At 42.8% G+C, this 21,786-nt stretch carries 21 protein-coding genes; 6 read left to right on the forward strand and 15 right to left on the reverse strand.

Annotation, left to right across the window (positions count from 1 at the left end; translation table 11 throughout):
- The first annotated feature begins 96 nt into the window (after positions 1-96).
- Positions 97-507, forward strand: a complete 411-nt coding sequence (gene cueR, locus PSF42_RS07840; RefSeq protein ID WP_213913914.1) for a Cu(I)-responsive transcriptional regulator — start codon at positions 97-99, stop codon at positions 505-507.
- Here cueR and PSF42_RS07845 read toward each other — a convergent pair.
- The 5 genes from PSF42_RS07845 to tesA form a co-directional block, all read right to left on the reverse strand.
- On the reverse strand, positions 461-940 hold the full coding sequence (locus tag PSF42_RS07845) for an NfeD family protein (RefSeq protein WP_125891549.1): 480 nt from the start codon (positions 938-940) through the stop codon (positions 461-463). The two genes, cueR and PSF42_RS07845, sit on opposite strands and share 47 nt — an antisense overlap.
- Complete coding sequence (locus PSF42_RS07850) at positions 937-1,881, reverse strand: SPFH domain-containing protein (protein ID WP_004260315.1); 945 nt, start codon at positions 1,879-1,881, stop codon at positions 937-939. The genes PSF42_RS07845 and PSF42_RS07850 overlap by 4 nt, the downstream gene beginning before the upstream one ends.
- Positions 1,882-1,894: 13 nt before the next feature.
- Positions 1,895-2,752 carry a co-chaperone YbbN gene (locus tag PSF42_RS07855; RefSeq protein WP_125891548.1) on the reverse strand — a complete coding sequence of 286 codons (858 nt, stop codon included), beginning with the start codon at positions 2,750-2,752 and terminating at the stop codon, positions 1,895-1,897.
- A 75-nt stretch (positions 2,753-2,827) separates the two neighbouring features.
- Entirely contained in the window at positions 2,828-3,631 is an 804-nt protein-coding gene (locus PSF42_RS07860; protein WP_272679773.1) for an SDR family oxidoreductase, read from the reverse strand.
- A gap of 77 nt (positions 3,632-3,708) precedes the next feature.
- Positions 3,709-4,350 carry a multifunctional acyl-CoA thioesterase I/protease I/lysophospholipase L1 gene (gene tesA, locus PSF42_RS07865; protein ID WP_036958279.1) on the reverse strand — a complete coding sequence of 214 codons (642 nt, stop codon included), beginning with the start codon at positions 4,348-4,350 and terminating at the stop codon, positions 3,709-3,711.
- Between tesA and ybbA the strand changes: the two genes are divergently transcribed.
- From ybbA to PSF42_RS07880, 3 genes are all read left to right on the forward strand, one after another.
- Positions 4,318-5,004: a putative ABC transporter ATP-binding protein YbbA gene (gene ybbA, locus PSF42_RS07870; RefSeq protein WP_213913918.1), complete on the forward strand. Its 687-nt coding sequence runs from the start codon at positions 4,318-4,320 to the stop codon at positions 5,002-5,004. The genes tesA and ybbA overlap by 33 nt on opposite strands.
- Positions 5,001-7,448, forward strand: a complete 2,448-nt coding sequence (gene ybbP / locus PSF42_RS07875) for a putative ABC transporter permease subunit YbbP (protein ID WP_272679774.1) — start codon at positions 5,001-5,003, stop codon at positions 7,446-7,448. Before ybbA ends, ybbP begins: the two co-directional genes overlap by 4 nt.
- A gap of 238 nt (positions 7,449-7,686) precedes the next feature.
- Entirely contained in the window at positions 7,687-9,057 is a 1,371-nt protein-coding gene (locus PSF42_RS07880) for an esterase-like activity of phytase family protein (protein WP_272679775.1), read from the forward strand.
- A gap of 125 nt (positions 9,058-9,182) precedes the next feature.
- Here PSF42_RS07880 and PSF42_RS07885 read toward each other — a convergent pair whose 3' ends face one another.
- From PSF42_RS07885 to ppiB, 5 genes are all read right to left on the reverse strand, one after another.
- Complete coding sequence (locus PSF42_RS07885) at positions 9,183-10,421, reverse strand: MFS transporter (RefSeq protein WP_213913924.1); 1,239 nt, start codon at positions 10,419-10,421, stop codon at positions 9,183-9,185.
- A 116-nt stretch (positions 10,422-10,537) separates the two neighbouring features.
- A complete protein-coding gene (gene purK / locus PSF42_RS07890; protein WP_125891541.1) occupies positions 10,538-11,620 on the reverse strand; it encodes a 5-(carboxyamino)imidazole ribonucleotide synthase in 1,083 nt (360 codons plus the stop codon).
- Complete coding sequence (purE, locus tag PSF42_RS07895) at positions 11,620-12,135, reverse strand: 5-(carboxyamino)imidazole ribonucleotide mutase (protein ID WP_125891540.1); 516 nt, start codon at positions 12,133-12,135, stop codon at positions 11,620-11,622. Before purE ends, purK begins: the two co-directional genes overlap by 1 nt.
- A 156-nt stretch (positions 12,136-12,291) precedes the next feature.
- Positions 12,292-13,017, reverse strand: coding sequence for a UDP-2,3-diacylglucosamine diphosphatase (gene lpxH, locus PSF42_RS07900; RefSeq protein WP_125891539.1), 726 nt, complete (start codon positions 13,015-13,017; stop codon positions 12,292-12,294).
- Between the two features lie 10 nt (positions 13,018-13,027).
- Positions 13,028-13,522, reverse strand: coding sequence for a peptidylprolyl isomerase B (ppiB, locus tag PSF42_RS07905; protein ID WP_125891538.1), 495 nt, complete (start codon positions 13,520-13,522; stop codon positions 13,028-13,030).
- Positions 13,523-13,790: 268 nt separating this feature from the next.
- On the opposite strand from ppiB, the gene cysS reads away from it, so the two are divergent.
- Complete coding sequence (gene cysS, locus PSF42_RS07910; protein ID WP_125891537.1) at positions 13,791-15,179, forward strand: cysteine--tRNA ligase; 1,389 nt, start codon at positions 13,791-13,793, stop codon at positions 15,177-15,179.
- Between the two features lie 310 nt (positions 15,180-15,489).
- Positions 15,490-16,260 carry a hypothetical protein gene (locus tag PSF42_RS07915; protein ID WP_272679776.1) on the forward strand — a complete coding sequence of 257 codons (771 nt, stop codon included), beginning with the start codon at positions 15,490-15,492 and terminating at the stop codon, positions 16,258-16,260.
- Between the two features lie 81 nt (positions 16,261-16,341).
- Here PSF42_RS07915 and fruA read toward each other — a convergent pair whose 3' ends face one another.
- From fruA to folD, 5 genes are all read right to left on the reverse strand, one after another.
- Positions 16,342-18,036, reverse strand: a complete 1,695-nt coding sequence (gene fruA, locus PSF42_RS07920; RefSeq protein ID WP_272679777.1) for a PTS fructose transporter subunit IIBC — start codon at positions 18,034-18,036, stop codon at positions 16,342-16,344.
- Between the two features lie 11 nt (positions 18,037-18,047).
- The gene (gene fruK / locus PSF42_RS07925; protein WP_272679778.1) at positions 18,048-18,992 is read right to left on the reverse strand and encodes a 1-phosphofructokinase; all 945 of its coding nucleotides are present in this window, start codon (positions 18,990-18,992) and stop codon (positions 18,048-18,050) included.
- Positions 18,989-20,149: a fused PTS fructose transporter subunit IIA/HPr protein gene (gene fruB, locus PSF42_RS07930; protein WP_125891533.1), complete on the reverse strand. Its 1,161-nt coding sequence runs from the start codon at positions 20,147-20,149 to the stop codon at positions 18,989-18,991. The genes fruK and fruB overlap by 4 nt, the downstream gene beginning before the upstream one ends.
- A gap of 432 nt (positions 20,150-20,581) precedes the next feature.
- Positions 20,582-20,794 (reverse strand): ribosome-associated protein YbcJ, encoded by a 213-nt coding sequence (ybcJ, locus tag PSF42_RS07935; protein WP_004260239.1) that lies wholly within the window; start codon positions 20,792-20,794, stop codon positions 20,582-20,584.
- A gap of 18 nt (positions 20,795-20,812) precedes the next feature.
- On the reverse strand, positions 20,813-21,670 hold the full coding sequence (gene folD, locus PSF42_RS07940; protein WP_102139361.1) for a bifunctional methylenetetrahydrofolate dehydrogenase/methenyltetrahydrofolate cyclohydrolase FolD: 858 nt from the start codon (positions 21,668-21,670) through the stop codon (positions 20,813-20,815).
- Between the last annotated feature and the right edge of the window lie 116 nt (positions 21,671-21,786).

Raw genomic sequence — 21,786 nt, forward strand, 5'->3', positions numbered from 1 at the left:
GATGTATTGGGTCTATAACTTTATCTACAATTAGGTCTATAATTCGACAATGAACAAAGGTTACACCTTCCAGCAAGGTTAAGGTCAAGAGGAATTATGAATATTAGTGAAATTGCCAAAAAAACAGGCCTAACAGCAAAAGCTATTCGTTTTTATGAAGAAAAAGGGCTAATTACACCACCTGAAAGGGGAGAAAATAGCTACCGCTATTATCAAGAGCGTCATTTAAACGAACTTGTATTACTCAAACAGGCAAAAGATGTGGGTTTTACCTTAGATGAATGTGGCGAACTATTAGGTTTGTTTCGTAATCCAACCAGACATAGCGCAGATGTAAAAACGACAACGATAGCTAAGATAAATGAAATTGAGCAGACAATCGTTAAATTGTCTGCCATTCGAGATACATTACAAGAGCTTGTGGACGTGTGCCCTGGGGATGATGGGGCGGATTGCCCAATTATTGACCATTTGGCTCGTGGGTGTTGTCATCATGAGAAGGTTTAACTTGCAAGGTGATGCCGTCTACTGCGATGACGACGACTTCCGTGTTGGCTTTTAATGGCGTGTCGCTATAGACACGCCAACTGCCATCAGCAAGGCGTACTCTGCTAAAACCTTCTTCAGTATCTGACAATAAACGGCCTTTAACACCGATGAGTTGATGGCTAATTTGATTGACATTATCCGCTTTGCCTTTTTGCCTATTATTCAACCATTTACGCCATAATACGGCAGAAACCACAGTGAAAATGGCAAATAAGACTCCTTGCCACTCCCAACCGATGAATGGCAGTGCCCAAACGATAACCCCAACAAGTACTGCAGCAATACCCGACCATAAAAGATAGCCCGCGGTACCAAGAAGTTCACCAACCAGCAATAGCCCACCAAGACACAGCCAAAACCATGCAGGTTGAGCACTGATAAGCTCTATCATTCTTTTACCTGCTTTTTCATGGCACTGGTTTTCTTGCTTTCACCGATTAGTTCAGTGATCCCGCCAATTGCACCCATTAAGTTACTGGCTTCTAATGGCATCATGATGACTTTGCTATTTTCGGCGGAACCAATACTAGTCAGTGCATCAGTGTATTTTTGCGCCACAAAGTAGTTAATTGCTTGCATATCCCCGGCTGCGATAGCTTCAGATACCATTTGTGTCGCTTTTGCTTCCGCTTCCGCGGCTCTTTCACGTGCTTCGGCTTGTAAAAATGCCGACTGACGTTCCCCTTCGGCTTTGAGAATTTGTGACTGTTTTTCACCTTCAGCTTTTAAAATTGCCGCTTGGCGGATCCCTTCGGCTTCAAGTATATCGGCACGTTTAGTACGTTCAGCCTTCATTTGCGCATTCATCGCACTAATCAATTCTTTTGGTGGTTTCACGTCACGAATTTCGATACGGGTAATTTTGACACCCCAAGGGTTGGTTGCTTCATCCACTACGTGCAACAAACGGCTATTAATGGAATCACGTTGTGACAACATTTCGTCCAGTTCCATGGAACCTAATACGGTACGAATATTGGTCATCGTCAAATTCAGGACTGAAAGCTCAAGGTTACTGACTTCATAGGCTGCACGTACAGGATCAACCACTTGAATAAAGCAGACGGCGTCAATCGTGACGTTAGCGTTATCGCGGGAAATAACTTCTTGAGATGGGATATCAAGGACTTGTTCCATCATATTGATACGACGGCCAATTTTATCCATAAATGGCACAATAATATGCAAGCCCGGTTGTAGCGTACGGGTATAGCGACCGAAGCGTTCAACCGTCCATTGGAAGCCTTGAGGTACTGTTTTAACACAGGTAAAAACAATAACGACAGCAACAAAAATGATAATCGGTATTGCACCAAAGGCGAACAAGTCCATATTTAACCCTTAATTAGTAAAGTAATGAATATACTTGGCGACGATATTTACTGGCAATAGCATCACCAGTCCCCATTGCAGACATAATGTCCATCATGGTCTTTCTTACCGCGCCGTCACCGGCACCCAAGTCGGTACGTAAGAAGCTGAATAACATTTCCAGCGCTTCTTCGTTGCGGTTCACTTCATGCAGTTTTAGTGCTAACTGAACAGCTAACGTTGTATTTTGCGGATCTTGATTGAATTCATCTTGTAATTGCTGAATTTCAGGCGTGTCCGCAGCTTGTTTTAATAATTCAATTTGTGCGATTAGACCTTGGTAGCGACTGTCTTTATCCTGTAATGGAACAACTTCTAAAGTAGCTTGTGCATCATCAACGAGATTTAAACCGATTTGGGTTTCTGCCAATAATAATGTGATATCGCTATTTTTGGGGTTCAGCTGATGTGCTTCTTTTAACAATGGCAGCGCTTCTTGTGCTTTACCTTCTGCAATTAATTCAGCGGCTTGTGCTGCTTTCATTTCTTCTGGGCTTGGCAACACGCGAGATAAAATTTCCAGCACCACTTCTTCGGGCTGTGGCCCTTCAAAGCCATCAACAGGGCGACCATTTTGCAATACATACAGGGTAGGGATCGCTTTTAAGCCAAACTGGCTTGCGATCATTTGTTCTTCATCACAATTAACTTTAGCTAAAATAAATGACCCTGCGTAGTCGTTGGCAATTTTTTCCAACATAGTACCGAAATCTTGGCAATGAGGGCTACGCGGTGACCAAAAGTAAAACATGACGGGTAAGTTCATTGATTGTTCAATGACTTGGTGTAGGTTGGTTTCGTTAATATCAATTATCTGAGCGTTAGCAAACATAAGAAGTCTCTTTTGAATTTGTTATTAATAGAATTGGTGAGCAATAGTCATAAAATGGGGCTGATTTTACTTTTTTCAAGCTTTTTTCCCCTTATTTGCCAGTATTCTATCCATTATTTTGTCAGGTAAAATACGTTTTAAGATGCGCACTGCAACGGTTAATAACGTGACAGAATAGCGTACTTTTGGGCGCGGGCTTTCTAACGCATGGATCAGTTTTTCTACCACATGTTCTGGTGTTAAGGTGAAACGTGAAGCAATACCTGGGTTTTTAACAGGTTTATCTTTTTGTGTTTGTTCAACATTTTCAGTAAAAGCCGTATGGATCGGGCCCGGTTCAATCAAACTCACTTTCACCCCTGTTCCTACCAATTCTAAGCGTAGCGCATCGGACCAAGCCTCCAGAGCATACTTGCTGGCGGCATAAGCGCCACGACCGGGGGTTGAAATAACTCCCATCACCGAACTAGTCTGGACAATCCGCCCTTCATGGTGTGCTAGCATTGCAGGTAATAGCAAAAAAGTTAACTGGTGAATACCAAAAAAGTTAGTGGAAAATTGCGCTTCAAGTTGTTCGCGGCTGACGCTATTTAATGGGCCATACACCCCAAAACCCGCGTTGTTGAATAATCCGAAAAGGCGATGATTACAGAGCGTTAGCACCGTTTTAGCCGCGGTTTCTATGCTATTCTTATCATCGAGGTCAAGGGATACTGTGTCATAACCTAGCTCTTTTAGGCGCAAAATATCGCTTTCTTTACGGCAGGCCACAATAACATGGTAGCCACGCTGCCGAAGTGTTTGTGCAGCACAAAAGCCAATACCGCTTGATGCACCTGTGACCAGGACTGATTTTTTGTTTCGTGCCGATGTTTGCATAACTTTACCTTGGTTTCATGCAACTGAATTTATTTCGGGTATAAAAGAGCGTTTAATACCCTTGTTTAACGTCTATTTTATTTACTAGACGGTAAAATATGTTCGAAAAGCTGTTTTTCCATAAAATCAGCAATGGATGGCTGGGCTTCAACGGTAGGGTGAATACCATCTTGTTGTATCCATTCAGGCTTAGTTATCACGGTTTCCATATAAAACGGCAGTAATGGGATTTGATTACTTTGCGCCAATTTCGGATAGACTTTTTCGAAACTTGTCGTATAACGTTTGCCATAGTTAGGTGGAATGCGAATTTGCATTAAGAGCGGTTTCGCGCCCGATTGCACGATTTGATCGATAATTTGCTGTAAATTAGCTTCGAGTTGCTCTACTGGGAGACCTTGTAAGCCATCATTTGCACCTAATTCGATCAACACCCAGTTAGGTTTGTTTTGTTCGAGTAAAACGGAAAGGCGTTCTAACCCCTGTGCAGAGGTATTCCCACTAATACTACCGTTAACAATAGCAACGGGTGGGGAAAGCTTCTGCCAGCGTTCGGCAAGCAAGGAGGCCCAAGCCTGCTCAGCCGGTAAACGGTAGCCTGCACTCAGGCTATCACCTAAGATTAATAGCTTAGTTGACGCAAGTGCGTGCCCACTTGCAGTCAGTAACAGGAGAAATACCAATATATGTCGGCGAATAATATTCTTGAAGTTCATCATCTCATTAAACGTGTTGGTCAAGGTGAACATGAACTGACTATATTGCAAGGAGTTGAGCTAATTGTCGAGTCCGGGCAAACAATTGCGTTAATTGGGGAATCAGGTTCGGGGAAATCAACCTTGTTAGGGATCATTGCGGGATTGGATGACGGCTCCAGTGGAACGGTTAATTTATTAGGCCAAGACCTTACTAAAATGGACGAAGAACAACGGGCACGCTTACGGGCACAAAGTGTCGGTTTTGTGTTCCAATCCTTTATGTTGATCCCAACCTTAAATGCTATTGAAAATGTGCAACTTCCTTCTTTGTTACGTGGTGAATCTGAGTCTGAAAGCTACCAACACGCGGCAAGTTTACTGACGGATTTAGGCTTAAAAGATCGCCTAAAACATATGCCAGCACAGTTGTCAGGTGGTGAGCAGCAGCGTGTTGCACTGGCTCGTGCTTTTAATGGCCGCCCACAGATTTTATTTGCCGATGAGCCAACGGGAAATCTCGATCGCCACACCGGGGATAAAATTGCTGATTTATTATTTGCCATGAACAAAGAGCATGGAACAACCTTGATTTTGGTTACCCACGATAACGAGCTGGCTGCACGCTGCCAACGCCGCTTGCGCTTGGTCGATGGGCAATTGAGGGAAGAAGCATGATTTGGCGTTGGTTTTGGCGTGAATGGAAAACCCCCTCACTACTGATTGTTTGGCTTGCACTTACCCTTGCTGTTGCTTGTGTGCTGGCTTTAGGGCGAATTAGCGATCGCATTGAAAATAGTATGAGCTACCAAAGCCGTGAACTGTTAGCGGGTGACTTAGTGTTACGATCTTCCCATCCAAGCGACCCTGCATGGTTACAAGAGGCCGAAAAAGAGGGGTTAACGCTCAGCCAGCAAATATCATTTTCTACCATGGCTTATGCGACGGAAGATGAAGAAGCTCGGCCACAACTGGTGTTAGTGAAAGCAGCGGATAAGGCATACCCATTATATGGCGATCTTATCACTGAACCGGCTGGGTTAACCCCGACAAAAGGGGAGGTATTAGTCGCACCACGGTTATTAGAATTATTGAACCTCAATGTAGGGGATAACATTGATATCGGAGATGCGACGCTAAAAGTTTCGGGTAAATTAATTCAAGAGCCTGACAGCGGTTTTAATCCTTTTCAGATTGCCCCAAGAGTATTAATAGCAATTGAGGATGCACCATTAACAGGAGCAATTCAATTAGGTAGCCGATTAACGTATCGCGACATGTTTGCCGGCGATCGCCAGCTTATTGATGCATTTCAACAAAAATATGATCAAGAACTGCGAAATGATCAGCGTTGGTTTACGTTAAGCGAAAATAACGGTGCAGTGGGGAAAACCTTCCAACGTGCTCAACAGTTTTTATTGCTGTCAGTTTTATTAACCCTGCTATTAGCCATTGCTGCGGTCGTGGTTTCCATGACGCATTACTGCCGTAGCCGCCATCAATTAATTGCTGTATTAAAAACCTTAGGGGCAGGGCGTAGCGCATTACGTCAATGGATTATTGGGCAGTGGTTAGTGATTTTAATTGCCGCAGCTTTACTTGGCTCACTATTAGGTTTGGCTTTTGAAGGCATTTTAATGCAAATCTTAGGGGCGATGTTGCCGAAGGAATTGCCGCCTGCGAGTTCAATGCCTTGGGTTTGGGCGATCGGTACATTATTTATTATTGCCATTATTGTTGGCAGCCGTCCCTATTACCAACTAATGGCAACTCAGCCATCACGAGTATTACGTGAAGATGCCAAGTCACCCGTTTGGCCGCTATATTATTATCTGCCGATTGTTATTTTAATTGTGGTTGGTGGCTTATTTGTATTTGCTGGCGTTAACCCTCTGTTGTGGTCAATTTTGGCCGGTATTGTCGTGGTTGCCATTCTACTGGCGCTGATTGGTTGGGTTGGTTTGTGGGGGCTGCGTCATATTAAGTTCCGCCAATTAAGTTTGCGTTTATCGGTAAGCCGCCTACTGCGCCAGCCGTTGCAGACCATCACACAAATGAGTGCATTTTCGTTGTCATTTATGTTATTGGCGCTGCTGATTTTAGTGCGCGGTGATTTACTTGACCGTTGGCAACAGCAATTACCTGCGGATAGCCCAAATTATTTCTTGATCAATATGAACCAGTCACAGCTTGAGCCTGTCACCAAGCTATTAGCTGAGTTTGATGTGAAACCCACAGAGTTCAACCCGGTGGTGTTAGCGCGTTTAACCAATATTAATGACCAGTCAGCGATTGAATGGGCCGACCAACGTGATCCAAATAATAATACCGTGCGACGTGAATTAAGCCTAACTTGGCAATCTGATTTAGCGCCAGCGAATGTGGTTGACGAAGGGACATGGCCACCAAAAGCAGGGGAAGTCTCAATTGAGCAAACGGTCGTTAAAGAGCTCGGATTGAAATTAGGTGATAAACTCACATTTAACGCAGGGGCTCAGGTCTTTAGTGCGACAGTAAGTAGCATTCGTACGGTTGATTGGGAAAGCTTGCGCCCGAATTTCTATTTTATTTTCTCTGAAGAAAGTCTTTCTCAGATGCCAGCTACTTGGCTGAGCAGCTTCCACTATGAAGGTGATGGGCAGCTATTAACGCAACTTAGCCGCCATTACCCAACCATTAATGTGCTCGACACCGGTGCCATTATCACCCAAATTCAGCAAATTCTTCAGCAAGTGAGCCAAGCTCTTGAGGTGATGGTAGTGCTGGTTATTTTCTGTGGGCTGTTGCTATTATTGGCTCAAATTCAAGTGGGTATGAGCCAACGGGAACGTGAATTAGTGGTGTACCGAACTCTGGGAGCCAGTAAAAAATTGATGCGTCGAACCCTGTGGAGCGAATTTGCTTTACTTGGCTTAATGGCAGGGCTTGCCGCGGCATTTGGGGCAGAAATTGCATTATGGTTGTTGCAAAGTAAAGTGTTTGATTTTCCTTGGCAGCCAGAATGGCGTATGTGGGTGTTTTTACCTTTGTGTGCAGCAATTTTACTGTCTATTTGCGGTAGCTGGTTGGGGCTACGTTTGTTAGGGACGGGGGGGCAACACCGGCGCTTACCTAATAGTTAAATACTCGTGATACTTCAAGCTGAATGGGCGTTGATTGCGCTCGGATAGCTGGAACACATATCGCATTATTTAAAATATAGTGGTATTAAGGAAATAGCTTAATACCACTATATATTGAACATTATAAAATACATGTTTTTCAGTAAAATAACTGTCTAAAATCCTTCATAAAATCTTCATTCATCGACGTTATGATTCCGCCATCAATTATTGATAGCCTTATAATGGAAACATAACAATGCAGAATAACCATTCGATTAAACGTAAGCTAGGCTCGTTCTCTTTATTGGCTGGTTTAATTTCATTTAGCATCACAGGGTTTGCACAACAAGAAGTGCCCACGACATTGGCGGGTCACTCCATTCTTCCTGTTAATTCAACGGTTTCTTCCCCCGAAAATGCACCTTCAGACATGCAAGTAAGTGGTAAATTTACCACTGGCGCTCGTGTTGATAGCTTAGGGACAGTGGAAGGTAAATCCGCGGATCGCCCAACAGGAATGCATATCCCAATCAAAGGCCAGCCACGGCAAGGGCACTCGGGTATCAAACGCATGGCGGACGGGACCTACTGGGTTTTAACCGACAATGGATTCGGCAATAAAGTAAATTCCCCTGATTCTATGTTGTATGTCACTCAATATGATATTGATTTTCAATCAGGTAATACAACGCCATTAAAAACGGTTTTCTTCCATGACCCCGATAAAATTATTCCTTTTCATATTACGAATGAGAGCACAAAAGAACGCTATTTAACAGGCAGTGATTTTGACCCTGAAAGCTTTCAATTTGCGGATGGTGCTCTATGGGTTGGCGATGAGTTTGGCCCTTACCTAATCAAAATGGATTTGGATGGCAAGGTATTAGCCTTGTTTGAAACACAAGTTGACGGAAAGAAAGTGGTTTCTCCTGATCACTATCAAATCACAACACCGGGTAAACCTGCAGATAAAGTAACTTTCCAAGTTAATCGTTCGAAAGGTTTTGAAGGTATGGCTTCATCACCAGACGGTTCTAAGCTCTATCCAATGCTAGAAGGTGCGATTTGGCTTGATGAGAAGCAAGACTATGAGAATGTTGAGGGCAAACGCGCAGCACGTATTCTTGAGTTTGATGTTAAAAAACAAGATTGGACGGGTAGAAGCTGGTTGTATGTCTTTGAAGACAATCAAAATGCCATTGGTGATTTCAATCTCATTGATGATACCCACGGCTTAATTATTGAGCGTGATAATGGTGAAGGCACGACAGATAAAGCTTGTGGGACGAAAAGTGCTAATACGGAAAATTGCTTCAGTAATCTCGCTAAATTTAAGCGAGTCTATCGTATTGAATTTTCAGATAACAATATAGGCAAACCAGTAGATAAGCAGGCTTATATTGATTTGATGAATATCAAAGACCCGAATAATATGGCAAGAAAGCCGCTAAATGATGGCGTGTTTACCTTCCCATTCTTCACCATTGAAAACGTTGATATGGTTGATAGTGAACATATTATTGTTGGTAATGACAATAATTTTCCGTTTTCATCTAGCCGCGAACCAAATAAAGCGGATGATAACGAATTTATCTTATTAAAAGTCCCCGAGTTGTTAAAACCTTAATTAATTTTGCGCCTCTGTTTGGTTTTCGGAGGCGCAAATAAACGGTATGTTTTGATCCAATATCTGGTCTTAAGCTTATTTTCCCTTTGGTTTCAATTTTTCCCGAGTTAATCACTCGGGATTTTTTATTTGTGATAGAGGGCAGGGGGCTTCATCATCAAAGTAAGCAATAAAATGATGATAACAGGCGCGGCAATAACCAAAAATGCAGGGGTGAAACTGCCAGTTAAGTCTTTGATACCACCGGCAATGAAAGGCGCTAAACAGGCAACGGTTGAGATTAAATTCACCACAGAAAATAGCTCTAGGTATGGGCCTCGACCAAAATAATTTGACAGTAAAACACTGGATGCCAAAAAGGTCATGCCGTAGCCAATACCCACGCATAACACAAACAGAATAAGCCAAAGCCATGAGGTGGCAATACTGAGGAAAATAACACCTAACACCATGATAATTAGGCTACCGATTAATAGTTTCTTCGGTTCTAACCATTCACCCGCCGCCCCACCAATAAATCTTGAAAATGCATTAACGAAAGCCATTGTGCTGAGTAATGAAACCGCAACCGTCATACCAAATCCACGCTCTTCAATATGGGCAACGGCAAAACTGTTTACTGTGATCCCGCACCATAAAAACGAGGTATAAGTCGCAGCAATCAAGTAGAACTGCCATGTCCGTAGCGCTCTGCCGACGGTCCATACTTCAGCAGTGCGATAAATAGGCTTACTTGCATCACTAACTTGTTTCTGCATCACCTTTTTTGCGTGCTCTTGCTCTTTTTTACCTTCACGTAGCATAAAAATCGTGATTAACGTGACGATGCTAAGATAAACGGCACATAGAACCCAATGCATGCGCCATGAGCCTAATTGGTTTGATGCGTAAAAGTAAATCCAAGGGCCTGCAACACCCCCCAGGCCCCCGATGGTGAAATATAACCCAAAGGCAAGGGATTGTTTTTCAAATAACCGCGAAAGTACGTAAGTCCCCGGAACGGTGGCGAGTAAGGTGAAACCAATACCAATTAATGCTGTGCCTAAAAAATAGGTGCTAATGGCATGGGTGGAATACAGACTGTAAAAGCCGGCAACAAATACACTGGTGCCTAGCAATAAAGTAACCCGTACACCGACTTTACGGATCAACAGAGACGGGAGGAAACTCGCCAGTCCACAGGTTAAGCCCAGCAGCGTAAAACCAAATCCAGCCTCGCTCCAGCTCCATTTGAGCTCACTTATCATCTCAGGTAAAACCACACCAAGAGAGGTAAAGGTTGTCGCGGTGGCTAAAAAGTAAACCAGCCCTAACAGAATAAGAATGCACCACTGATAAAACGGACTAAAAGTCTGCGAGGACATATTGACTCCAGTAATGCCGCACACCTTAAATCAGGATATTTGTTTTCTGGATGACGGCGAAAATAGCATAATGCCCGAAAATAGTTTCGGGCATCGAATAGGGCTATTTTCCCTATTTATTGATGAGAGTACCAGTCTAATTTTGCATTTGCCCACTCAATGCCACTTTTGTACTCATTTGGCAAAAGTGAAGTCAATGCGTTAAGTGTTGCAGATAACTGGTCGTGGTCACTATGAGAAAGGTTTAAATGGCCAACTTTACGAGCAGGGCGTACCTCTTTTTCATACCAGTGAAGGTGAACGAGGGGTAAGCTCAGCCAGTCTATATTTACATCAGTACCGATTAAATTGACCATAACAGCAGGGCTATACACTTCAGGTGACGGCATCGGTAGGTCTAATATGGCACGTAAATGCAGCTCAAATTGGCTAATGGATGCGCCATTTTGTGTCCAATGGCCGCTATTGTGTACTCGAGGCGCAATCTCGTTAATCAGTAGGTTATCACCTACGACAAAGCATTCCATGGCCATCACACCAATATATCCTAACTCATCCATGACCGCGCTAAGCATGGCTTGAGCGTGTTCTTGTTGTGGGTTAGTTGACTTAGGGAAAGCCACACTTGTCCGCAAAATACCTTCTTGGTGTAAATTATGGGTGATCGGATAAAAAACAGACTCACCCGCAGCATTACGCGCCCCAATCACAGAAACTTCGGCATCAAATGGGATACCTTGTTCAACGATGCACTCACCATAAATTTCTGCTGGTAGCTCTTTTTCATCGCCGGGGCGAACACGCCATTGGCCGCGGCCGTCATAGCCGCCCGTTCTGCGTTTCACGATCAAAAAATCACCTAAGGTGGCGAAAAGTTCAGGCCATTGCTCAGGGGATTCAAGTAACGCCCACGGCGCGGTAGCTAAATTTAAGCTATCAAATATGCTTTTTTGTGGAAACCTATCCGCTAAACGTGGAAAAATATCACGATTAATAAAGGCATTATGGCGAGCTAATTCTTTTGTTAGTGGGGTTTCTGGCCAGCGTTCAATTTCCGCGGTGATGACGCTTTGTTGATAAGGAACCGCTTCCGGCTCGGCATCAAGCCCAACAGGAAAGACGGCAATGCCTAATGGCTCGCCAGCTTGGCGCAGCATACGGCCTAATTGGCCATTACCAAGAACGCAAACGGGTTTCATTAGGCGTTCCTCGGATCTGGGTTGTTTAACACATCTTTGGTTTGCGCTTCCCGCCATGCGGTGAGGCGATTGAAAATAGCAGTATCACTTATCGCTAATACTTGTGCGGCTAACAGCGCTGCGTTTGCGGCACCTGCTTTACCGATGGCTAACGTACCAACAGGAATACCTTTAGGCATTTGCACGATAGAATATAAGCTATCAACACCACTCAATGCAGCGCTTTGCACCGGAACCCCAAAAACAGGGACTAATGTTTTAGCGGCAATCATTCCTGGTAGATGTGCGGCACCACCCGCGCCTGCAATAATCACATCAAAGCCGTTCACTTTGGCGGTTTCAGCAAAAGAAAATAGTTTATCTGGTGTGCGGTGTGCAGAGACGATTTCGACATGAAAAGGAATTTGGAGTTCAGATAATACATCAGCCGCGTGCTGCATGGTCGTCCAATCACTTTTAGAACCCATAACAATGGCGATTTTTGCCGCAGATTGAGCAGGAACTTGGGCAGTCATTTGGTGCTTTCCTGTATTGAAAAAAAACATCACCCTGAGGTGGGAAATTGAATTGGCTTGATCATATCATGGTAAAGCAGTAAGGAAAACGTTTGCGTGATTAATAATTAAGCAAACGAGCATGGAAATATATTGAAAATGGTTAGTTAGGCGAACTTACTCAAAGGGAAAGAAAATCAGCTCAATACCTTGCTCGTTAATCACAAAGGCGGAACCTTCGTGGTGCCATGCACCTAATACACCCCGATAATGCAATTTACCGCCAACATTTATCTCATGAATGGCAGGCCGGTGAGTATGACCATGGATCATCCATTGCGCTTGGTGCCTTTGTAATGCATCAATAACGGCTTTTGAATTGACGTCCATAATCGATTCGGCTTTCATGCTGCTTGCATATTGGCTGTTTTGCCGCATTTTTTGTGCGATACGGCGACGTATGAAGAGAGGGAGTAGTAAAAATACTCGTTGGATCCAAGGTGTGTGAACTTTTTTACGGTAATTTTGATAGGCGGCATCATCGGTGCATAAAGTATCACCATGCAGAATTAAAATACGCTTACCATAAAGTTCGAGCAATGTTTCTTGTGGGAGTATGGTCATGCCACACTGTTTCGCATAGCGTTTACCAATTAAAAAATCCCGATTTCCATGAATGAAATAGCAAGGAACTCCACGGTCAGTGAGCTGTTTTAGTTCGTTGGCAACTTGCTGATGTAGCGGATTGGTATCATCATCGCCCACCCAATAATTAAAAAAATCACCGAGAATATACAGGCTTTCGGCATGGATGGCTTGCTGTTGAATGAAATTAATAAAACCGGCGGTGATCGCCGGTTCATCTTCACTCAAATGCAAATCTGCAATGATGTAAGTGGACATGCGTTCAGGTTTACTCGCTGACAGTCACTTTTTCAATGATGACGTCTTCGCGAGGAACGTCTTGGTGGAAGCCACTACGGCCTGTTGAGACCCCTTTGATTTTGTCAACAACGTCCATACCTTCAACCACTTCAGCAAACACGCAGTAACCCCATCCGTCAGGGCGTTCTGAACGGAAGTTTAAGAAGTCATTATCAGCCACGTTGATGAAAAATTGTGCTGTTGCAGAGTGTGGGTCGTTTGTACGAGCCATTGCTAAAGTACCACGGGTATTTTTTACACCGTTGTTAGCTTCATTTTTGATAGGTGCTTTAGTGTTTTTTTGTTCCATGCCCGGCTCAAAACCACCGCCTTGGATCATGAAGCCATTAATAACACGATGGAAAATGGTATTATTGTAAAAACCTTCACGGCAGTAAGTTAAAAAGTTTTCGACAGTAACGGGGGCTTTATCGTCAAACGTTTTGATAACAATGTCACCGTGATTGGTATGAAATGTAACCATAATAGCTATCCTGAATAATTGTTTTTTGTGCGCTAACTTGCGTAAGCGTTGAGATCAGCACGTTTATATCACAGATAAAACCTGACTTGAAGCGGAAGGAAGCTTAGTCGGCAGTTTTATAGCATAATAGATGTGTATTAAACCCAATGAGTAAACTGAAAAGGAAGCGGGGTAAACCCTTGCATTCTTAAGATGATCGGGGTTCAATAACATGATATTTTATCGGTAAAAATCGATAATCATTTTTCAAATAAATGGAAAAGTTCAGATGCTACAAATTTTTAATACACTAAGTCGTCAAAAAGAAGAGTTTAAGCCCATCCACGCAGGGAAGATTGGGATGTATGTGTGTGGCATCACTATCTACGACTTGTGTCATATCGGCCATGGCCGTACATTTGTGGCGTTTGATGCAATTAGCCGTTATTTACGTTATTTGGGTTACGACTTAAATTATGTACGCAACGTGACTGATATTGACGATAAAATCATTAAACGTGCAGCAGAAAATAATGAAAGTGTAGAAGAGCTTACTACGCGCATGTTGGCAGAAATGCATAAAGATTTTGATGCATTGAATATTTTGCGTCCAGATAGCGAACCACGAGCAACTCGTCATATTGATGAAATTATTGAATTAACTCAAAGCTTGATTGCACGTGGTCATGCTTATGTCGCGACGAATGGCGATGTGATGTTTGAGGTGAAAACCGATCCAAACTATGGCCAGTTATCACGTCAAGACTTAGAACAGCTACAAGCGGGAGCTCGCGTTGAAGTGGCTGATGTAAAACGCAATCCGATGGATTTCGTCTTATGGAAAATGTCTAAAGAGGGGGAGCCGAGCTGGGAGTCCCCGTGGGGCTTAGGCCGCCCTGGATGGCACATTGAATGTTCGGCTATGAACAGTAAAACGTTAGGTAACCATTTTGATATTCACGGTGGCGGCTCTGATTTAATGTTCCCTCACCATGAAAATGAAATTGCTCAATCGACCTGTGCCCATGATGGCCCTTATGTGAATTATTGGATGCATTCAGGAATGGTGATGGTCGATAGAGAAAAAATGTCTAAGTCTCTCAATAACTTCTTTACTATTCGTGATGTGCTTGAGTATTACGATGCAGAAACGGTGCGTTATTTTCTGTTGTCAGGCCATTACCGCAGCCAACTTAATTACACAGAAGAGAACTTGAAACAGGCACGTACTGCGCTTGAGCGCATGTACACGGCATTACGTGGTACAGATAAGTCAGCCGTACCAGCAGGTGGAGATGAGTTTAAAGCACGTTTCATTGAAGCGATGAATGATGACTTTAATACACCTGAAGCCTATTCGGTACTATTTGATATGGTTCGTGAAGTTAACCGCTTGAAATCAGAAGATATGTCAGCAGCAAATGGTATGGCTGCACAATTGCGTGAGTTAGCAAGCGTGCTGGGTTTACTAGAACAAGACCCAGAAGTCTTTTTAAAAGGCGGCGCACAAACTGAAGATGATGCGGAAGTGGCAAAAATTGAGGCATTAATTCAACAACGTCTAGATGCACGTAAGAATAAAGATTGGGCGCAAGCGGATGCGGCTCGTGATGAACTTACTGCCATGGGGATAGTGCTTGAAGATGGTGCATCTGGCACTACGTGGCGTCGCAAATAATACGCGTCATATTTCGCGCTGTGGCGGTGTTGTCATCACTTGGCTACTTGGGTCACATACTTTTGTATGCTCCCCAAGTTATCCGTGTTCGGTGCCTAGCCACAACACGAACTATTTGGCGTATTAATATTAGTCATATTTCGAATGCTAATTGAGTTAAAAAAAGTTATAAATATTTAAGCGGTTAGATATAGATATCTAGCCGCTTTTATTTGGATGGCTAAATTTGAAAGACATGATTATTCACTTATAAAATAATCGTTGTTAATGGAGCATAGTTTAAATTAACAACAATAATATAGGGGGGATTATGTCTAAAAAGGTTAATACAATTAACGCGAACTTTAATTTTTTTCGAGTGCACGATAGTAAAAGAGGAAATAAAGTATATGACACTATTAGATTAATAAATAGCACTAATGTTAAGAGGCCTAGTAATACGCATAAATTAAAAAATCGTTTATATAATTGGTTTAGCACATTAATTAGAGTAATTAAAAATACAGATAAAACAGTGAATGTAGAAACCCGAGTAAAACCAAGTTCTAGGAATATGGTCAAAAAATTTGAGATTGGGGAAATACGTTCTCAGGGAACCATAAATGCGAATACTGTTGTTGAAAAAACGCCAGTGAATATAGCGCATCTAACAAAACATTTCGATGAATTACTCACTAATGCACCAGATGTTTTACTTGTCTTAGCGTCAGATAATAGTTTTTTGGAGAATAATGTTCCTCGATATTTTAGTCATCCCAAAATTAAGCAATATGGCGAATATATAGTTTCCTCTTTTCCTTGTGCTTTATCTGAAAATAAATTGGGTTATCTTGATATTGATAACCGTACAGTATGTATTGCTAAAAATGGAAAATCAGTTTCTATGAGAGTTGTACATGTCACAAACTGGTCTGAAATGGTAATTGAAAAAAATGATTGGTATGAGTTATCCAATTACGCGGATAAAGTCGGGGATGAAAAAGCTAAGATTAGAGCAAAATCAGAGTTATATCAATCTCATAACGGTGTTTCTCTACTTCATTTTAATGATGAATATGCGGCAAACCTCATAGGGACGTGATTAAATGGATAAAAAATCCCCCAGTTAAGGGGGAAGTAAGACTACCAACAGGGACTAGGAATGGAACTTAAAGTTGTGTGATTAAGCGATACTCGCCATTGCTTGTTGGGCTTCTTTAGGCGTTGCTTTTTTGACAATGGCATAAAGCACACCTGAAACCACCGTACCAGCCACTATCGCGAATAAATACATCAATACATGATTAATAGCTCCGGGTATTAACAGCACAAATAAACCACCGTGAGGTGCCATTAACTGAATACCAAAGTACATGGATAGCGCCCCTGTTATTGCGCCACCAATAATGCAAACAGGAAGAACACGAATCGGGTCTTTGGCCGCAAATGGGATTGCACCTTCTGAAATAAAACATAAACCGAGAACAAAAGAGGCTTTACCCGCTTCGCGTTCAGCAGGAACAAATTTATGTCGTGCTAATAGGGTTGCAACGCCCATTGCCAGAGGTGGCACCATTCCTGCCGCCATAATTGCTGCCATTGGTGCATAGGTTTGTGAACTTAATAGACCGACACCAAAGGCATATGCCGCTTTATTGACTGGGCCTCCCATATCCGTACACATCATCGCCCCTAGAATTGCGCCTAAGATCACCGCATTAGTGGTTCCCATGGTATTTAACCAGTGAGTTAGCCAATCCATTAACCACGCTACAGGGTGGCCAATGACATAGATCATCGCTAAACCTGTAAATAAAGTGGAAATAAGCGGTACGATTAGAATTGGCTTTAACGCTTCCATCGTTTGCGGCAATTTTAGTCGGGTACTAATAAAGTGAGCACTATAACCGGCAAGGAAACCGGAAATGATACCACCCAAAAATCCAGCACCTAAAGTGGTCGCAAGTACCCCACCGACCAAACCTGGGGTTAGCCCCGTTCTGTCAGCAATGGAATAGGCGATATAACCGGATAACACGGGCACCATCAGCGCAAGCGCGGTTTGTCCGCCAATTAGGCTAAGCGCCCAAGCTAGAGAGCCTTCTACATTGGATGCATCTAAGCCAAATGCAAATGAAAGCGCAGTACACAACCCTCCAGCGACAACCATCGGGAGCATGTATGATACCCCAGTGAGTAAGTGCTTATAGACTCCACGTTTCTCATTAGATCCACTTGATTGCGATGATTTTTTTCCGCTTTGAGGTGTGAATGTAATGGCCTCTTTTATTGCTTTATCTAATTCTTGTGCTGTTTTCTTCAATGCAGCACTGGTGGAGGTGCGGTACATGGGTTTCCCCGCAAACTTATCCACATTGACTTCGATATCGGCTGCGACAATGACTAAGTCGGCTTGTGCTATTTCTTCTGGTGTAATTTCATTTCCAACCCCGACAGATCCGCGGGTTTCGACTTTGATATTCCAGCCGCGTTTTTTTGCTTCAGCTTCAAGTGCTTCTGCAGACATATAGGTGTGCGCAACCCCTGTCGGGCAAGCGGTAACGGCTAATACAGAGTAAGATTTTGCATGCTGTGGCTCGGTGATTTTCTGCTCACAAAGTGTCGCTTCGTTAATTGCAGATGCCAAAAATTCAGCGGGTTGCCTCACTGCGATATCGGGGGGACCGAAATAGATTTTTTTATCTGTGCAATTAAAGTTTTCAGGCAACTGAGTATCAAAACAAATCACGATATCAGCATCAGTAAGTTGTTCAGTGAAAGTGATATTTTGTGAGGCAGATACATTTTTTAAGGCATCGATAGCTAGCCAACAAATTGCAGGGCCTTGCTGGTGGCTTGGTGCGACTAATATTTTCATGACTTTCATCCTCATTCAGCCGTAAATGGTTGTAAGTCAACCTTCGTCATCATATACGCAAGTTGTGCTCGGTCTGTGATACCGACATTGGGTTGAGAGACTGCAAGTGCAGAAACCGCGGTAGCTAAGCGTAGTGTGTGATCACTTGTTTGTCTCATCATTAGCCCGTAAATTAATCCGCCTACCATTGAATCCCCTGCGCCAACGGTGCTGATAACCTCACACTCAGGTGGTTTAGCAAACCAAGCGCCGGAGGAGTTGACCCACATAGCGCCTTTTTCGCCTAAAGAGACCACCACATGGGCAATACCTTGTTGTCGAAGTTGATTTGCAGCATTTACGATATCTTGCTGGGTAGGGAGAGGTTTTCCTGCCCAAATTTCAAGTTCACGGTGATTCGGTTTTACTAACCAAGGAGACGCTTTGAGCCCAGCGACAAAGGCCTCGCGGCTACTATCAAAAATGACACACATACATTGTTCTCTAAGGCGTAACATCCAATGCGTAAAATCATTTAAATCAACACCCTGAGGTAAACTGCCACTGACGCAAATCATATCGAACTGACCCGCCCAGCTTAATGAATCGGTGACGAAGCGTTGCCAATCCGCTTTGGTGACACTGAATCCTGAAAAATTAAAATCGGTAACAGCTCCCGTATGCTCTGTTAGTTTGACATTGATACGAGTACGACCTTCGACGACTTGAAAGCGGTTAGCAATCCCGGTTTCACTGAATGCTTTTTGGAAGCCATCTTGGTTTTCCTTACCCAAAAAACCACCAACAGTGACATCAATTCCTAAATTTTTAAGCACCTTAGCCACATTTATGCCTTTTCCAGCGGCATGAAGACCCGCCGTTTTGACTAAGTTCACATCACCGCGATGAATATCAGGTAATAACCCAACCAAATCGTAGGCAGGGTTTAACGTGATCGTTGCGACTCTTCTGCTCATGCGACTTTTTCTCCAAGTCCTGAATTGATTGCCTCACCAATGGTAGCAATGGCTTCTTGTGCATCTACACCTTCTGCGTGAATACGTAAGCGATGCCCACATTTAGCGCCTAAGCTGACAATTTTCATTAAGCTTCGACCATTTACGGGAGTCGCAGTACCATCAAGATTACTGACTGTAATCTTGCTTTCGAATTGCTTAATGGCGGTGACTAATAGTGTGCTAGGTCGCGTATGTAACCCATGTGGGTTAAGAATGGTGAAGTCCTGAGTCATGCCAGATGTATTTGTGTTCAATGATTCGCTTTCTGCGTGTGAGTCATCAGGGCGCAATAAATTAATTAGTTTGTTAACGTTATCATTTTCAAGAATGCGATTCGCTTCTTTATTTTTCAATAAATTGCTTATTTTTAGTAACAAAGTCTCTATTTGATAATTAGCGTAAGAGAGTGTAATTAGGACGTTGACAGGGTTACCTTGAAAGTTAAATGATCTTTTTACTGTCGATAGCGCAATCGCATTCTGAATATTTCCGATAGGGCTATCACTTAACCAAATACCTTGACCTAAATATGATGGTGTTTGAGTAAGAACTTGGGTAATAAAGTCGGTACTAATAGCTTCGGCGTTTTGTAGGCTAATAATATTCTGTATTTTCAATGTATTTATATTATCAACCTGAGCACTTACCGTGACCATGGAGTCATCAAATTTTACTGGCTGAATTGTGCGCTCACCCATTATAAGTTGCTTTAAGGTTTCGGCTGTGTCAGCTTTAGCCATTGCATCAGCGGTGTGTTCATCACTGATTATGTGGGTTAATTGGCGAAGCAATTCGAGATGCTCATTTGATTGAGCGGCAATGCCAATAACAATATAAGCTGTTTGGTTATCACCCCAATCAATACCATCAGGAAATTGAAAGACAGCAAAACCTGTTTTCAATACCTGATCTCGCGTTTCTGTTGTCCCGTGTGGAATAGCAATACCATTTCCTAAAAAGGTAGGAGCTTGGTTTTCTCGGTTAAGCATTCCTTGCACATAACCGCTTTTTGCATAACCTGCATTTTCTAAGGCATTGGCAACCTGTTCGATTGCATTTTTTTTATCAGATGCAGCAGCTGCAAGGTGAATATCGCTTATTGGTAAGTTAAACATAATTTCTCCTGATTATTATTCATAGCCGGATCAGCCAGAAGACCTGCAAGCGGATCTGATTACTTGTTAATCATGTTATCGTTAACAATACTAGCTGAATCGTTTAATCTTGTCTATGCAATTAAGGTGTGAAATACAAAAAATGAGAGCTAAGTTAAATTTTTTAAGGGCGTGATTTGTCTGTTTTATGACAAAGCTGAAGTGAGTGCTGAAATATTTTTTTTATATAAAACAATAAATTGATTTTTTATATGCCTAGTTATTTAAATGCTTATTGCAGTGAAAAATGGCCAAAGAAAAAATCTATCTGAAACCTAAAAAGCGTTTTATCGTTCTTAGCGTAAATATTGTTGCTGTAAAGAAAAGGCGGAGAGAGGGCATTGCTGACTTTAGAAAGAGGTAGGCTGAAATTTTTCAGCCTACCTAAAGGTATTATTCTACAACTTTAATCTTTTCACTACCCATTGAAACGATTTTACCCGCGACAATTTTACAGCGCTTGCGTGTTTCGACCACGCCATCAACTTCAACTAAGCCATCTGCAATCATAGCTTTTGCCATTGCACCGCTTTCCGCCCAGCCTTCAATTTTTAGCAAATCACACAGTTCTACGTGTGGGTGGCCATTTAAATTGAATATATCCATGAAAACTCCAAAATTACATTAAATATCGTGGTACTCTTCACATGCCTGAAGGGTGTTTTGAATTAAAGTCGCAACGGTCATTGGGCCAACACCACCAGGAACCGGGGTTATCCAAGCGGCGTTTTTCGCAGCTTCGTCAAAATCGACATCTCCTGTGACTTTTCCGCTCTCTAAACGGTTGATGCCGACATCGACCACAATTGCCCCTGGTTTAATCCATTCTCCAGGAATAAAATTAGGTTTCCCCACAGCGACGACGACTAAATCAGCATGGCGAACGTGGTGCTCTAAATCTTTAGTAAAGCGGTGGGTTACTGTTGTGGTGCAGCCTGCTAGCAGAAGCTCTAGGCTCATTGGACGACCAACAATGTTCGATGCACCAATAATTACAGCATTTAAACCATAGGTGTTGATACCACAACGTTCAAGTAGCGTAACAATCCCTTTTGGGGTGCATGGGCGAAGGCGTGGTGCCCGTTGGCACAGGCGGCCGACATTGTATGGATGAAACCCATCAACGTCTTTGTCTGGGTGAATACGCTCAATGACTTTGACGTTATCAATCCCCGCAGGTAATGGAAGTTGAACTAAAATGCCATCAATTTCAGGGTCTTGGTTTAAATCATCAATTAACTTGAGTAATTCTGCTTCTGTCGTTGTGTCCGGTAAATCATAAGAACGCGAAATAAAACCGACTTCTTCACAAGCACGGCGTTTACTGCCGACATAGATTTGTGAAGCAGGGTTAGCACCGACTAAAATAACGGCAAGGCCGGGAGCACGTTTTCCTTGTTCTAAACGTAATTGTACTTTTTGGGCAACTTCTTGCCTAATTGTCTGCGCAATCGTTTTCCCATCAATAATTTTTGCTAACATCTGTAACTTAATCCATATATGAGACACAGTAATGACTCTATTTTGTCAGAAGTTAACGCCCTTGTCAGTTCAAACTGTTACATAAAATGAGCATATAGTTATTTTAGTAGCGAAAA

This window comes from Providencia sp. PROV032, from assembly GCF_028484875.1.
Classification (GTDB): Bacteria; Pseudomonadota; Gammaproteobacteria; order Enterobacterales; family Enterobacteriaceae; genus Providencia; species Providencia rettgeri_E.

Bases quoted from the DNA above. Each gene is read 5' to 3' on its own strand.
- ybbA (WP_213913918.1), top strand. From the start codon at position 4,318: ATGTCGGCGAATAATATTCTTGAAGTTCATCATCTCATTAAACGTGTT.
- tesA (WP_036958279.1), bottom strand. From the start codon at position 4,350: ATGATGAACTTCAAGAATATTATTCGCCGACATATATTGGTATTTCTC.
- cueR (WP_213913914.1), top strand. From the start codon at position 97: ATGAATATTAGTGAAATTGCCAAAAAAACAGGCCTAACAGCAAAAGCT.
- ybbP (WP_272679774.1), top strand. From the start codon at position 5,001: ATGATTTGGCGTTGGTTTTGGCGTGAATGGAAAACCCCCTCACTACTG.
- cysS (WP_125891537.1), top strand. From the start codon at position 13,791: ATGCTACAAATTTTTAATACACTAAGTCGTCAAAAAGAAGAGTTTAAG.
- fruK (WP_272679778.1), bottom strand. From the start codon at position 18,992: ATGAGCAGAAGAGTCGCAACGATCACGTTAAACCCTGCCTACGATTTG.
- ybcJ (WP_004260239.1), bottom strand. From the start codon at position 20,794: ATGGATATATTCAATTTAAATGGCCACCCACACGTAGAACTGTGTGAT.
- PSF42_RS07855 (WP_125891548.1), bottom strand. From the start codon at position 2,752: ATGTTTGCTAACGCTCAGATAATTGATATTAACGAAACCAACCTACAC.
- PSF42_RS07915 (WP_272679776.1), top strand. From the start codon at position 15,490: ATGTCTAAAAAGGTTAATACAATTAACGCGAACTTTAATTTTTTTCGA.
- PSF42_RS07850 (WP_004260315.1), bottom strand. From the start codon at position 1,881: ATGGACTTGTTCGCCTTTGGTGCAATACCGATTATCATTTTTGTTGCT.
- PSF42_RS07880 (WP_272679775.1), top strand. From the start codon at position 7,687: ATGCAGAATAACCATTCGATTAAACGTAAGCTAGGCTCGTTCTCTTTA.
- ppiB (WP_125891538.1), bottom strand. From the start codon at position 13,522: ATGGTTACATTTCATACCAATCACGGTGACATTGTTATCAAAACGTTT.
- fruA (WP_272679777.1), bottom strand. From the start codon at position 18,036: ATGAAAATATTAGTCGCACCAAGCCACCAGCAAGGCCCTGCAATTTGT.
- folD (WP_102139361.1), bottom strand. From the start codon at position 21,670: ATGTTAGCAAAAATTATTGATGGGAAAACGATTGCGCAGACAATTAGG.
- purE (WP_125891540.1), bottom strand. From the start codon at position 12,135: ATGACTGCCCAAGTTCCTGCTCAATCTGCGGCAAAAATCGCCATTGTT.
- PSF42_RS07845 (WP_125891549.1), bottom strand. From the start codon at position 940: ATGATAGAGCTTATCAGTGCTCAACCTGCATGGTTTTGGCTGTGTCTT.
- purK (WP_125891541.1), bottom strand. From the start codon at position 11,620: ATGAAACCCGTTTGCGTTCTTGGTAATGGCCAATTAGGCCGTATGCTG.
- PSF42_RS07860 (WP_272679773.1), bottom strand. From the start codon at position 3,631: ATGCAAACATCGGCACGAAACAAAAAATCAGTCCTGGTCACAGGTGCA.
- lpxH (WP_125891539.1), bottom strand. From the start codon at position 13,017: ATGTCCACTTACATCATTGCAGATTTGCATTTGAGTGAAGATGAACCG.
- PSF42_RS07885 (WP_213913924.1), bottom strand. From the start codon at position 10,421: ATGTCCTCGCAGACTTTTAGTCCGTTTTATCAGTGGTGCATTCTTATT.
- fruB (WP_125891533.1), bottom strand. From the start codon at position 20,149: ATGTTTAACTTACCAATAAGCGATATTCACCTTGCAGCTGCTGCATCT.